General features: G+C 70.4%; 14 protein-coding genes and 1 tRNA gene. 12 read left to right on the plus strand and 3 right to left on the minus strand.

The window, feature by feature from the left end; genetic code table 11:
- The first annotated feature begins 21 nt into the window (after positions 1-21).
- From EP757_RS14270 to EP757_RS14315, 10 genes are all read left to right on the plus strand, one after another.
- Positions 22-774, plus strand: a complete 753-nt coding sequence (locus EP757_RS14270; RefSeq protein WP_127546177.1) for a uracil-DNA glycosylase — start codon at positions 22-24, stop codon at positions 772-774.
- Positions 775-821: 47 nt separating this feature from the next.
- A complete protein-coding gene (locus tag EP757_RS14275; RefSeq protein ID WP_127546180.1) occupies positions 822-1523 on the plus strand; it encodes a DUF4129 domain-containing protein in 702 nt (233 codons plus the stop codon).
- Positions 1524-1578: 55 nt separating this feature from the next.
- Positions 1579-2160: a hypothetical protein gene (locus EP757_RS14280; protein WP_127546183.1), complete on the plus strand. Its 582-nt coding sequence runs from the start codon at positions 1579-1581 to the stop codon at positions 2158-2160.
- Positions 2161-2172: 12 nt separating this feature from the next.
- Complete coding sequence (locus EP757_RS14285) at positions 2173-3162, plus strand: MoxR family ATPase (RefSeq protein WP_127546186.1); 990 nt, start codon at positions 2173-2175, stop codon at positions 3160-3162.
- Entirely contained in the window at positions 3155-4453 is a 1299-nt protein-coding gene (locus EP757_RS14290) for a DUF58 domain-containing protein (protein ID WP_127546189.1), read from the plus strand. Before EP757_RS14285 ends, EP757_RS14290 begins: the two co-directional genes overlap by 8 nt.
- Before the next feature lies 1 nt (position 4454).
- Positions 4455-5018, plus strand: a complete 564-nt coding sequence (locus EP757_RS14295) for a hypothetical protein (RefSeq protein ID WP_127546192.1) — start codon at positions 4455-4457, stop codon at positions 5016-5018.
- 87 nt (positions 5019-5105) lie between these two features.
- On the plus strand, positions 5106-6461 hold the full coding sequence (locus EP757_RS14300; protein WP_127546195.1) for an NAD(P)/FAD-dependent oxidoreductase: 1356 nt from the start codon (positions 5106-5108) through the stop codon (positions 6459-6461).
- A gap of 56 nt (positions 6462-6517) precedes the next feature.
- Positions 6518-6600, plus strand: a tRNA-Leu gene (locus EP757_RS14305).
- A 180-nt stretch (positions 6601-6780) separates the two neighbouring features.
- Entirely contained in the window at positions 6781-7638 is an 858-nt protein-coding gene (locus EP757_RS14310) for a Bax inhibitor-1/YccA family protein (RefSeq protein ID WP_127546198.1), read from the plus strand.
- A gap of 123 nt (positions 7639-7761) precedes the next feature.
- Positions 7762-8067, plus strand: coding sequence for a hypothetical protein (locus tag EP757_RS14315; RefSeq protein ID WP_127546201.1), 306 nt, complete (start codon positions 7762-7764; stop codon positions 8065-8067).
- A 259-nt stretch (positions 8068-8326) separates the two neighbouring features.
- On the opposite strand, the gene EP757_RS14320 is transcribed toward EP757_RS14315, so the two are convergent.
- The 3 genes from EP757_RS14320 to EP757_RS14330 are packed head-to-tail and all read right to left on the minus strand — an operon-like array spanning position 8327 to position 11443.
- The gene (locus tag EP757_RS14320) at positions 8327-9571 is read right to left on the minus strand and encodes an acetyl-CoA C-acetyltransferase (RefSeq protein WP_127546204.1); all 1245 of its coding nucleotides are present in this window, start codon (positions 9569-9571) and stop codon (positions 8327-8329) included.
- A gap of 45 nt (positions 9572-9616) precedes the next feature.
- Positions 9617-10405, minus strand: a complete 789-nt coding sequence (locus tag EP757_RS14325; protein WP_127546207.1) for an SGNH/GDSL hydrolase family protein — start codon at positions 10403-10405, stop codon at positions 9617-9619.
- 15 nt (positions 10406-10420) lie between these two features.
- Positions 10421-11443, minus strand: coding sequence for an SGNH/GDSL hydrolase family protein (locus tag EP757_RS14330; protein WP_127546210.1), 1023 nt, complete (start codon positions 11441-11443; stop codon positions 10421-10423).
- Between the two features lie 133 nt (positions 11444-11576).
- Here EP757_RS14330 and EP757_RS14335 point away from each other — a divergent pair, with 133 nt between their 5' ends.
- Together EP757_RS14335 and EP757_RS14340 are read left to right on the plus strand one after the other, a co-directional pair.
- Positions 11577-11921: a YkvA family protein gene (locus tag EP757_RS14335; RefSeq protein WP_127546213.1), complete on the plus strand. Its 345-nt coding sequence runs from the start codon at positions 11577-11579 to the stop codon at positions 11919-11921.
- A gap of 3 nt (positions 11922-11924) precedes the next feature.
- A complete protein-coding gene (locus EP757_RS14340; protein WP_127546216.1) occupies positions 11925-13283 on the plus strand; it encodes a cystathionine beta-synthase in 1359 nt (452 codons plus the stop codon).
- Positions 13284-13318 lie beyond the last annotated feature (35 nt).

Here is a 13318-nt window from a genome sequence, read left to right on the forward strand (position 1 = left end):
GGCGCGTGCTGTGCTGATCTCATGCACCCGAGCGCCGCTTCCCCCCGTACCGCCGAAGAAGTCGGAGAAAAGGCGGCCTCGGCCGCCTCACTCAGCGTGCTCGACGCGGAGATCGCGGATTGTTTCGCCTGCCCGCGGCTGGTCGCGTGGCGTACCGACATCGCGGTGACGAAGCGTGCGGCGTTCCGGGATCAGACCTACTGGGGACGTCCGGTGCCCGGCTTCGGACCGGCCGATGCCGAGATCGCCATCCTCGGGCTCGCCCCGGCGGCGCACGGCGGCAACCGGACCGGGCGGATCTTCACCGGGGACCGCTCGGGTGATGTCCTGTTCGCCGCGCTGCACCGTGCCGGCCTCGCCAATCAGCCGACCAGCGTCGCCGCCGACGACGGCCTGGAGCTTCGGCACACCCGGATCTTCTCGGCGGTCCGCTGCGCGCCACCGGACAACAAGCCGCTGCCCGAGGAGCGCGACACGTGTGCGCCCTGGGAGCGCCGCGAACTCGAATTGATCAGACCCACCCTCAAGGTGGTGGTCGCTCTGGGTGCTTTCGCCTGGGCGGCGTGGTGGCCCGCGCTTCTTTCGGTGTACGGGAAACGCCCACCTGTCCCGAGGCCGAAATTCGGACATGGGGCGGAGGTGCGGATACCCGGGGCGCCGGATCTCCTGGGGTGCTTCCACGTCAGCCAGCAGAACACGTTCACCGGCCGGTTGACCCCGGCGATGCTCGACGAGGTGTTCGCCCGTGCGAAGGCTCGTGCGGGCCTGGCATGATGCGAGCTCTGCCGACAACCCCCGAGTCACGGATCTGAGCCCCCCGCATGGACCTCACCGCACTGCGCCGATGGTGGCCGCTGGCCGCCGTCGTCACACTGCTCTTCGTGATCTCGCTGGCTGCCACCCGTTCGGCGCCGCAGCTGGACCACATCACGCCCGACGCCACACCGACCACGACAGCGCCGCCGCTGCTGCCGCCCCGGACCGAACCGGCGCCGACGCCCTCGTTCACCGAGGAGGCCGTCCCGGAGGCCGCCCGTGGCCTGCCGGACTGGGCCGGTGACGCCGCGCTGGCGGTGCTCGGTCTCGTGGTGGTCGCCATGGTCGTGCTGCTCTCCTGGGCGCTCGTGCACGACTACCTGCGGCGGCGCGGCCGGCGGACCGGCAAGCTGGACCGGCGCCGGCAGCCGCGGACCGCCGAGGATCTGGTGGCCGCGCTCGACGCCGGCCTGGAGGAGCTCTCCGACACCGACCGCGACCCGCGTCGCGCGGTGATCGCCTGCTGGCTGCGGCTGGAGGACGCGGCGGCCGCGGCCGGCACGCCACGGCATCCGGGGGACAGCCCGACCGACCTGGTCGGCCGGCTGCTCGCCGAGCAGCGGGTGGACGCCGGGGTGCTGGCCGCGCTGCTGGAGGTCTACCGGGAGGCCCGCTACGCCACCCACACCGTCGACGACCAGATGAGACAGCAGGCGCGGTCGGCGCTCGAACGTCTCCGGGCTGATCTGGATGGTGTTTCGGTATGAGCGAGCGCAGCGAGTTCATAGCGACGGTTGCGCTGTGGATCCTGGAAGGCTCGGTATGAGCGATGACGGAAGCCTCGACGATCTCTTCGGCGGGGGATATGAAGCTCCGGCCGAAGAAGCCGCGCCGGTCGAGAAGAAGCGCCGCTCGCGGATACCCCGGCTGATCGGTGAGGCAGCGGTCATCGCCCTCACCACCGTGGTGATCACCGCTGGTCTGCGGGCCGGCGGGGTGAGTATCCCGCTGCTGCTCCTGGTGTCCGCGCTGGTCGGCCTGCGCCTGGTGGTGTGGGCCGCGTCGGCCGTGGCGCCACCGCCCGCCCCGAAGCTGCGCTCCAAGATCGGCCGGACGTCGAAGTCCTCGGCCGACTCGTTGCGCACTTCGGTGAAGCGCTGGGAGCGCAACCTGGAGCAGGCCCACTCGGACCCGGATCTGTATGCGCGTAACGTTCTGCCGGTGCTCGCCGAGCTCACCGACGAACGGCTGCGGTTGCGGCACGGCATCACCCGGGACAGTGACCCGCGACGGGCCCGGGAGTTGCTCGGCGAACCGTTGTGGACGGCGCTCGACGCGCCGGGACGCAACGGGCTGCGGGCACGGGATGTCGACACTTTGCTTGATGCGTTGGAACGACTGTAGAAAGGTGGGCCGGTGACGCAGGCTCTTCCCCCGTACGAGGTCGGGCGGCTGGCCGGAGCAGTTCTCGACTCGGTCGGCACCGTGGTGGTCGGCAAGCGGGACTCGCTCGAGCTGGTGCTCGCCGGCATCCTCGCGGGCGGGCACGTGCTGCTGGAGGATCTGCCCGGTCTCGGCAAGACACTGACCGCGCGGTGTTTCGCGCAGGCGCTCGGTCTCGACTTCCGGCGTCTCCAGTTCACTCCCGACCTGCTGCCCGCTGACGTCACCGGCTCGTTCCTCTACGACCAGCGCAAGGGCGACTTCGCGTTCCGCGCCGGTCCGGTCTTCACCAACATGCTGCTGGCCGACGAGATCAACCGGACGCCGCCGAAGACGCAGTCGGCGCTCCTCGAAGCGATGCAGGAGAAGCAGGTCTCGGTCGAGGGTGTGACCTATCGGCTGGATCCGCCCTTCCACGTCCTGGCAACCGCCAACCCGATCGAGTACGAGGGGACCTACCCTCTTCCGGAAGCCCAGCTCGACCGGTTCCTCCTGCGGGTGTCGTTCGGCTATCCGACCGCCGAGGAGGAGTGGTCGGTGCTCCAGCGCCGGATGTCGCGGCGGCAGGAGGAGGCCGCGCTGACTCCCGTGGTCGACGCCCGCACCTTGCAGTCGATGCAGGCCGCGCTGGAGTCGGTGGCGGTCGAGGACTCGATCGGCCGCTACATCGTGTCGCTCACCTCGGCGACCCGGGAGCACGGCGCCGTCCTGGTCGGCTCGTCGCCGCGTGGATCGCTGGCGCTGCTGCTGCTGGCACGGGCGCGGGCCGCGATGGCCGGCCGCGACTACGTGGTCCCGGAGGACGTGAAGGACGTGGCCGTCCCGGCGCTCGCGCACCGCATAACGCTGCGGCCGGAGATGTGGCTGCGCCAGGTGAACCCGTCGTTCGTGGTCCAGGAGGTGCTCTCGGCCGTCCCGGCGCCGGCCAGCGGCGCTCTGCCGACCTACGCCCGGCATGACTGAGCCGTCTGCTCCGGTCTGGCTTCCCACCCGGGCGCTCGGGCGTACCGTGCTGCTCACCGGGCTGCTCCTGCTGCTCGGCGTCATCCTCGGCCGGGTCGACCTGGTGCTGCTCGCGTCCCCGTTCGCGATCGGCGCCGCGATCAACCTGCGCCGGCGGCCCAGGTCCGTGCCCGAGGTGACGATCACCGCGGACGAGGGGCACATCGTCGAGGGCGGCGAGGTCGAGGCCGGCCTCACCGTGGCGAACCCGGACATGATCGGGTACGACCTGGTCGTGGTCCGGACCCGCACCTCGCCGTGGCTGCGGCTGCGGCACGCCGACCGGCCGTTCGCGATCACCGTCCCGTCGGACGGCTGGGCCGCGATCGACCTGCCCGGCGAGGCGACCCGCTGGGGCCGGCAGGACGTCGGCCCGGCCGCTGCCCGGGCCGCTGCCTGCGGAGGCCTGCTCGCCTGCCGACCGGTGGTCACCCCGGCCCGCGGCGTCCGGGTCTACCCGGTGACCGAGCCGTTCAACGCCACCGAGGCGATGCCCGCGGCGGCCGGTCTGGTCGGCGCGCACCGATCCCGGCGTCCCGGCGAGGGCGGTGAGCTCGCCGGTGTGCGCCAGTTCGCGCCCGGCGACCGGCTGCGCCGCATCGACTGGCGGGTCTCGCTGCGTACGCGTGACCTGCACGTGGCGTACACCCTCTCGGACCGCGACGCCGAGGTGCTGATCCTGCTTGACGTATTAGGTGATGTGGGTCTGCCGGGCGGCGTACGCGGAAGCTCCTCGGTCCTGGACACCACGGTCCGCGCGGCCGCCGCCATCGCCGAGCACTATCTGCACCGCGGCGACCGGGTCTCGATGCTCGAATACGGCGCGTCCGGCCGCCGGCTGCGTGCCGCCTCCGGACGCCGGCAGTACCTGACGGTCCTGGAGTGGCTGCTCGACGTCCGCGCCGACCCGGTCGACGACGAGAACCTCCTGATCCCGCAGCACATCTCGTCGTCCGCGCTGGTCGTGGTGCTCACCCCGCTGGTCGACCCGCGGGCCGCCGACATGCTCGCCCAGCTCACCCAGACCGGCCGGTTCACGGTCGCCGTCGACACCTTCCCGAAGGACGCCGCCCCGGCGGTCCGCAACCAGTGGTCCCCGGCCGCCACCCGGCTCTGGCGCATCGAGCGGGAGAACGTGCTCGGCCGTCTCCGCGAACACGGCGTGCCGGTGGTGACCTGGGCCGGCGCCGGCAGCCTCGACCTGGTTCTGCGCGATGTGGCCCGGATGGCCTCGGCCCCGAGGGGACGCTGACATGCTCACCGCGATCACGAGAAGAGCGGGGCGCCTTCGTACGACCCTGAGCCGTGCGACCGCCGTGCCCGTCATCGTCCGGTCCTCGGTCTTCCTGACCGGCCTGCTGGCGCTCGCTGCCGCCTGGCCCGCCGAGCTGCTGGCCAGCCGGTACTTCGCCCTGCTCGCCGTCTTCGCGCTCTGGCCGGCGCTGATGCCGGGCGGCCGCGGTGGCACCGCCGTCGCTCTGCTGGCGGTGGCGGGCTGGCTGCTCGACACCGCCGGATTCGACGCCCGGATCGCGCTGTGGCGGGTCCTCACCCTGGCCGCGCTGCTCTATCTGGCGCACACCCTCACGGCCCTCGCCGCGGTGCTGCCCATCGATGCGATCGTCAACTTCGACGTACCGGGACTCTGGCTGGGCCGGGCCGCCGTGGTCATCCTGATCTCGTCGGTGCTGATCGTCCTGGCCCTGGGTCTCACCGCCGACCTGGGAGGCAGCGCATTCCAGCTGGCCACCCTCGCCGGGCTTGCTGGTGCCACTGTTGTGACAGTTCTCCTAGCACGTATGGCCGTACGCAAGTGAAATCTGTTAGTTACGACACTTGACTTTGGCCGTTGCGATCGTCACAGAACAACGCATGAACGGGGTCTCGCGCGCGAGAATAGGGGCGTGAATCCACCGCGCATAGTCGTCGTTGGAGCAGGTCACGTCGGGCTGTATGCCGCCCTCCGCCTGTCCAAGAAGCTGAACCGGAACCGGGCCGAGATCGTGGTCATCGACCCTGTTCCGCACATGACTTATCAGCCGTTCCTGCCTGAGGCAGCGGCCGGTAACATCTCGCCGCGACACGCTGTGGTGCCGCTGCGCCGGGAGCTGAAGAAGTGCCGCATCGTCTCCGGTGAGGTCACGAAGCTCGAGCACGCCCGCAAGACCGTCACGATCCAGCCGATCGACGGCCCTGCCTACGAGATGGAGTACGACCACATCATCGTGGCGCCGGGCTCGGTCTCGCGCACCCTGCCGATCCCCGGTCTGAGCGACCGCGGCATCGGTCTCAAGACCATCGGCGAGGCCATCTACCTGCGCAACCACATCCTCGACCGCCTGGACGTCGCCGCCGTGACGCCGGACGAGGAGGTTCGTAAGGCCTCGCTGAACTTCGTCTTCGTCGGTGGTGGCTTCGCCGGCATCGAGGCGCTCGCCGAGATGCAGGACGTCGTCGCCGACGCGCTGAAGTACTACCCGGAGCTGGACCCGAAGGAGGTCCACTTCATCCTGGTGGAGGCCTCCAACCGGATCCTTCCGGAGGTCGGGCCGGAGATGGGCGCCTACACGGCTCGCCAGCTCGCCAAGCGCGGCATCGACCTGCGCCTGGAGACGTTCCTGAAGTCGTGCGTCGACGGTCAGATCGTGCTCTCCGACGGCGACACCTTCCGTGCCGAGACCCTGGTCTGGACCGCGGGCGTCAAGCCGTCGCCGATGCTCGAGCACACCGACCTGCCGCTCGGCCCGCGCGGGCACATCAACTGCCTGCCCACCCTGCAGGTCGCCAGCATCGAGACCGGCGAGGTCCTCGACGGCGCCTGGGCCGCCGGTGACGCCGCACAGGTGCCCGACCTGACCAACCCGGGTGGCTGGTGCTCGCCGAGCGCCCAGCACGCGGTCCGCCAGGCCACCGTGCTCGCCGACAACATCCGCCAGGTCATCCTCGGCGGCGCTCCGAAGGAGTACCGCCACAAGCACGTCGGCGGTGTCGCGGGTCTGGGCATCAACAAGGGCGTCGCGCACGTCTACGGCGTCAAGGTCAAGGGCTACCCGGCGTGGCTCATGCACCGCTTCTACCACGTCAGCCGGATCCCGTCGTTCAACCGCAAGGTGCGGGTGCTCGCCGACTGGGTCCTCGCGTTCGTGCTCAAGCGGGAGACGGTGGCCCTCGGCCAGCTGCACCACCCGCGTGAGGAGTTCCTCGAGGTGACCCCGCCGGTCGCCCCGAAGGAAGACAAGGTCTCCGCCGGCTCGCGCTGATCCGGCCAGGCTGTTTCCCCCATCCGGGCGGCACCAGATACGGTGTTCGCAGGTCCGCCCGGGTGGTGGAATGGCAGACACGGCCGCCTTAAAAGCGGCTGCCTCACAAGGCGTGCGGGTTCGAGACCCGCCCCGGGCACGTGGCTCATGACGAAAGGGATGTTCCTCCGAATGGCGGAACATCCCTTTCATCATTACGATCACGCCTCTGACCACGGGTTCTCAGCCTGCTCACAGGCTCTGCGGGCGGCGATCCGGCGGATCAACCCGTACCCTTGAACGACAGGCAAGAGCCCAACCTCAAGGGAGGCTGGAAACAGTGAAGACATCGAACCCGGTTCTCTCGCGCCTCGGCCAGGCGGCCGAGCGGGAGCGGTCGGCCGGGTACGGGCCATATGGGCCGGCCGGTCAGGGTCAGCCGGGTTACGGCCAGCAGGCGGGTTACGGTCAGCCGGCATACGGCGAGGCCTACCCGACGGCGACAGGCTACCCCGCCTCCCCGCCCGCCGTGCAGCCGATGACCATCGACGACGTCGTGGTCAAGACGGTCACACTGCTCGGCATCACGGGCATCTCCGCGGTCGCCGCGTGGAACCTCATCCCCGACTCGGCGACGGGCGCTGCCTGGATCGGCGCGGCCCTCGTGGGCCTCGTGCTCGGTCTGGTCATCTCGTTCATGCGGGTGGCGAACCCGGCTCTGGTCGTGGCCTACGCCGTGATCGAGGGCGTTTTCGTCGGCATGGTGAGCAAGACCTTCGAGAGCTTCTACTCGGGGATCGTGCTCCAGGCGGTGGTCGCCACATTCGGCGTCTTCTTCCTGATGGCAATCCTCTACCGTGCCAAGGTCATCCGTGCCACCCCGAAGTTCACCCGCGCGATCATCTCGATCATGGCGGGCCTCTTCGCGGTCATGCTGATCAACTTCGTGCTGGCGCTGTTCGGCGTCAACACCGGCCTGCGTGACAACGGCGCTCTCGGCATCATCTTCAGCCTGGTGTGCATCGTGGTCGCGTCGCTGAGCTTCATCCTGAACTTCAACGAGATCGAGGAGGGCGTGCGGATGGGTCTTCCGCAGCGCTACTCCTGGACCGCGGCGTTCGGGATCCTGGTCGGCCTGATCTGGCTCTACATCGAGATCCTTCGCCTGCTGAGCTTCCTGCAAGGCGGCGACGATTGACGGTTCGTCCCGTCGTCGCTAGATGAGCAACGCCCGGCCCGCCTCCCCGCGGACCGGGCGTTGTCCCGTTTCCGGGGGCCTTGGATCGTGGGAGTCCTTCGATCTTGAGTATTCTTTGATCTGATGTCTGACTTCACCGTGTCGATCGAGCGCCTCCTCACCCAGGTCCACCACTGGGAGGAACGCCGTTGGTCGCAGCCGGCCGGCCCGGTGACGCGAGCGCAGGCCGTCTTCGCGCTGGCACAGCAGCTGGCCGATCTGGGCGCCGAGGCGGAGAAGACGCCGGCGCGCGAGGTGCCGTTCGTGCACGCGATGGTCCTCCCCGACCAGCTGCGAGTCCTGGCCGCCGACATCATGGCGGCCGGCCCGCCCCCGGAGCTGCTCACCCGCGCGACCACAGCCGTCACCGAAACCCGGAGCGCCCTCTAGCCACCCGCCACCCCGGCCTGCGTGGAGTTGGACACGCGGCGGAGGCCGCCTCGGCGCATCTGCGGATGTCCTGGTCACTGATAGGGAAAGGGCTTGGGCACTCACTCAGGCCGCGCGGTGTGTTGCCGCGGTCTGGACGCGCAGCGGCCAGCGGGAACGCCGCGCCCTCGGCGGGAGCTGCGGCCCGGGCCACCCACCCCGCTGCGACCTCCTGATTTTGATCTTGGAGTGCAGCGGGGGCAGCGGGTGGTGAAAGGGATCAGCTCAGGCGTTCGATGATCAGGGCCATGCCCTGGCCGCCGCCGACGCACATCGTCTCGAGGCCGATCGACTTGTCGTGCCAGTCGAGGGAGTTGAGGAGCGTGGTGGTGATGCGGGCGCCGGTCATGCCGAAGGGGTGACCGATAGCGATCGCGCCGCCGTTGACGTTGAGCTTGTCCAGCGGGATTCCGAGGTCCTTGTACGACGGGATGACCTGCGCCGCGAACGCCTCGTTGATCTCGAAGAGGTCGACGTCGCCGATGCTCATGCCGGCGCGCTTCAGGGCCTGCTTCGACGCCTCGACCGGGCCGAGGCCCATGATCTCGGGGGAGAGGCCGGTGACGCCGGTCGAGACGATGCGGGCGAGCGGGGTGATGCCGAGCTCGCGGGCCTTCGTGTCGCTCATGATGACCAGGGCGGCGGCGCCGTCGTTGAGCGGGCAGCAGTTGCCCGCGGTGACCCGGCCGTCCGGGCGGAAGACCGGCTTGAGCTGGGAGACCGCGTCGATCGTGACGCCCGGGCGGGGACCGTCGTCCTTGCTGACCACGGTGCCGTCGGGGAGCGTGATCGGCGTGATCTCGCGCTCCCAGAAGCCGTTCGCGATGGCCTTCTCGGCGAGGTTCTGGCTGCGTACGCCGAACTCGTCCATCTCCTCGCGAGAGACGTCCTTGACCTGGGCGAGGTTCTCGGCGGTGTAGCCCATGCCGATGTAGATGTCCGGCACGGCGCCGTCCGCGCGCGGGTCGTGCCAGGTCGTGCCGGCCTCGGCGGCACGCTTCGTGCGGGCCTGGGCCTCGTCGAAGAACGGGTTCGTCCACGAGCCGCCGACGAGTTCCTGGGCCGCCGACGGGAGGCCGTCGGAGGAGCCGCGCGCGAACCGCGACACCGTCTCGACACCGGCCGAGATGAAGATGTCGCCCTCGCCGGCCTTGATCGCGTGGAACGCCATCCGGGTGGTCTGCAGCGAGGAGGAGCAGTAACGGGTGACCGTCGCGCCGGGCAGGCCGTCCAGGCCCAGCTTCGTGGCGATCACACGGGCCTGGTTGAAGCCCTGTTCGCCGCCGGGCAGACCGCAGCCGAGGTAGAGGTCCTCGATCAGCGTGCGGTCTAGCTGCGGCACCTTGTTCAGGGCGGCGTCGACGATCGTCGTGGCGAGGTCGTCGGGGCGCAGATCCTTCAGCGAGCCCTTGTGGGCGCGGCCGATGGGGGAGCGGGCAGTGGCAACGATGACAGCTTCCGGCATGCGGTCAGTTTACTCACCGGTAACATGGTCGGAAGAGCTAATTTGTCACACTCCGCTCATGGCTGCTTTCGCCACGGCCGGATAGAGGGCGTGCGCCCACACCCGATAGCCGTCGGCCGACGGGTGGAAACCGTCGTAGCAGAGCGTCCCGGCGTCCGCGCGGAACACCGCACCGGTCTCGTCGGCCAGGTCCACCACCGTGCCACCGGCCTCGGCCACCGCGCGGGCCTGCGACTTCGCCATCCGGCGGCCGACCAGCCCGGCGATCTGCCGCAGCGGCGGGGCGATCGAGCGGACCGCGCCCAGGTCGGGACACGTGCCGACGACCACCTGCACACCCGCCGAACGCAACCGGCGGACGGCCTGACCGAGGTGGATGGCGGCGTCCTCGGGGGCGCGGCCGGAAGCGGCGTCGTACGCCCCGATCAGCACCACCGCGACGTCCGGCCGGTCGCCGAGCAGCGCCCGGGCCACCTGAGTGGCGAGGTCACTGGACCGGGAACCGGCCACGCCGACGCTGCTGAGCAGCACATGCCGCTGACCGGTCTCGGGAGTGCCGTCGGCGAGCAGCCGGGCCAGCTGGCCGCCGACCGTGTCGGAGAGCCACTCCACGCCGACGCCGACCGCAGCCGAGTCGCCGAGCAGCACGAGCCGCAGCGGCGGGGCCGTGGCCGGGCCCATCGACGTGCGCAGGGCCAGGCCCATCGTCGGCTTGGCGTACCGGCGGGCCTTCGCGGCGAGCAGCTCGCCGGCGATCAGCGCGGCGCCGCCCACCGCGCCGGCGAGCAGGCCGGTGGCAGCGGCCTTGCCCAGTCGTTCCGGCAGACCAGCCATTCCCGCCTCCCTGCGTCAGCCGACTTGATGATCCTCTGGCGTATACCCTACGGCGGGAATCGGGTTCACCGTGCCCGCCCTGGACCCGAACCAGTGCCGGGACTCCCCGAACCAGGGATGCCTGCGCAGCTGCGCCCAGCGGCCGGCCGGGCTGACCTCGGTACCCGGCGCCCGGACCGCGGCGTCGGCGGCCTCCGGCAGGGTGCGCACGGCCTCCGCGATCGGAGTCCGCTCGTCCTCACCGAGGGCGGCCATCACCGTCGGCATCATCACGGCCGCTGCTCTGGCGTACCCCTCGGCGGACGGGTGGAAACGATCCGAGCTGTACATCCGCACCGGATCCGCCTCGAACATCGGGCCGAGCAGGTTGCCGATCGACACGGTCCGGCCGCCCTCGCGCACCACGGCGACGGTCTGCGCGGCGGCCAGCTGGCGGCTCCAGCGCCGGGCCAGCCAGCGCAGCGGCGGCTTGATCGGCTGGATCGCGCCGAGGTCGGGGCAGGTGCCGACGACCACCTTGCACCCCGCGGCCCGCAGCCGGCGGACCGTGTCACCCAGATGGCGGACGGCGGCGGTCCGGGCCGAATTGTGCGTCACGTCGTTGCCGCCGATCAGGATCACGGCGATGTCCGGCTGGTACTCCAGGGCGGCGTCCACCTGGTACGGCAGGCCCGACGACATCGAGCCGACCACGGCCAGCCGGTGCAGCCGGACCGGGCGGCGCAGACGGCGCGAGATGCCGGTCGCGAAGAGGGCGCCCGGCGTCTCCCGGGGACGGTGCACGCCGTAGCCCGCGGCCGACGAGTCGCCGAGGATCACCAGGGTGAGGGGCTTGCCACCGAACTTCGCGCCGTACAGCCCGTCGCCGCGCGGCGGTGGCGCCTCGGCCAGCGGGATCACCCGGCGTGCGGTGGCGGCCTGGCGCAGCAGCAGTCCGGCGGAGAAGGCGGCGATGCCGGCGAGCGCGCCGGTCACATGGCCGGCCAGTTTGATCCGCCGCCAGCCGCTGGCGGAGAGGGTGAAATCGATGCTGCTCATGATTTCCTCCTCGGCGTCTCGTTGTTCAGTCCAAGATCGGCGGTGCAAGTGGGTACTTGAGGCTAACTCGCCATGGCGAGAGGCAATCATGGCGCGGTCAAGTCATGCTGGAGTGGCGGAGAGGGGAACAGAGATGGCCAAGACGTTGAAACGTGCGGCGGCGTTCACCGCGCTCGCCCGCGCACTGACCGCCGGCGCCCGCGGCGGCCGCCCGCTGAGTGAGCGGATCGGCGCACTGCCGCGGATGATCCGTGCCACCACCCGCGGGGAGTACGACGGCGGCCTGCGGCTCGCCATGATGGCCGCCGCGACGGCCTATGTCGTGTCGCCCATCGACGCCGTCCCCGAGGCGTTCCTCTGGGTGTTCGGCCTGGTCGACGACGCCGTGGCGGTCACCTGGCTGGCCGGGGCCGTCCTCGCCGAGACGGAACGCTTCCTGGAGTGGGAGCGGACCAACCCCCGCCTGGTCGTAAAGTGAGCTGTGCGCTATTACGACAACGTCGTCGAGATCATCGGTAACACTCCGCTGGTCCGTCTGAACAGTGTGACCGAAGGCATCAGCGCCACCGTGCTGGCCAAGGTCGAGTACATGAACCCCGGCGGCTCGGTCAAGGACCGGATCGCGCTGCGGATGGTGGAGGACGCCGAGAAGGCCGGCCTCCTCAAGCCCGGCGGCACGATCGTGGAGCCGACCAGCGGCAACACCGGCGTCGGCTTGGCCCTGGTGGCCCAGCAGCGGGGTTACAAGTGCGTCTTCGTCTGCCCCGACAAGGTCAGCGAGGACAAGCAGAACGTCCTTCGGGCGTACGGCGCCGAGGTGGTGGTCTGCCCGACCGCCGTGGCGCCGGAGGACCCGCGTTCCTACTACAACGTCTCCGACAAGCTGACCCGCGACATCCCCGGCGCGTGGAAGCCCGACCAGTACAGCAACCCGGCGAACCCGCGCTCGCACTACGAGCAGACCGGGCCGGAGCTCTGGGAACAGACCGGCGGCAAGATCACTCACTTCGTCGCCGGTGTCGGCACCGGTGGCACGATCAGCGGCGTCGGGCGCTACCTGAAGGAACAGGGGAACGTCCGCGTCGTCGGCGCCGACCCCGAAGGGTCCGTCTACTCCGGTGGAACCGGCCGTCCCTACCTGGTGGAGGGTGTCGGCGAGGACTTCTGGCCGACCGCGTACGACCGCAGCGTCACCGACGAGGTCATCGAGGTCAGCGACTCCGACTCGTTCGAGATGACCCGGCGGCTGGCCCGCGAGGAAGGCCTGCTCGTCGGCGGCTCCTGCGGCATGGCAGTGGTCGCGGCCCTCGAGGTGGCGCGCAAGGCCGGCCCCGATGACGTCGTCGTGGTGCTCCTGCCGGACGGCGGCCGCGGTTACCTGTCGAAGATCTTCAACGACAAATGGATGGCACGGTACGGGTTCCTCCGCAGTGGCGAGGGCACCCCGACCGTCGCCGACGCGCTCGCCGGCAAGGGCGCCGAGATCCCGCCGCTGATCCACGTGCACCCGACCGAGACGGTGCGCGACGCGATCGACTACATGCGGGAGTACGGGGTGTCCCAGCTCCCCGTCCTGAAGGCCGAACCGCCCGTCGTGACCGGCGAGGTGGCCGGCTCGATCTCGGAGAAGGCGCTGCTCGACGCGCTCTTCACCGGCCAGGCCCACCTGCACGACACGATCGAGAAGCACATGGGCGACGCCCTGCCGATGATCGGTGGCGGCGAGCCGGTGGCCGAGGCGGTCGCGCTCCTGGAGAAGGGCGACGCCGCGATGGTCCTGGTGGACGGCAAGCCCGCCGGCGTCCTCACCCGGCAGGACCTGCTCGCCCACCTCAGCTGAGGTTCCCGTCCAGCCCGGCATCCGGAACACTCCGG

It is taken from the genome of Actinoplanes sp. OR16 (assembly GCF_004001265.1).
Taxonomy (GTDB): Bacteria; Actinomycetota; Actinomycetes; order Mycobacteriales; family Micromonosporaceae; genus Actinoplanes.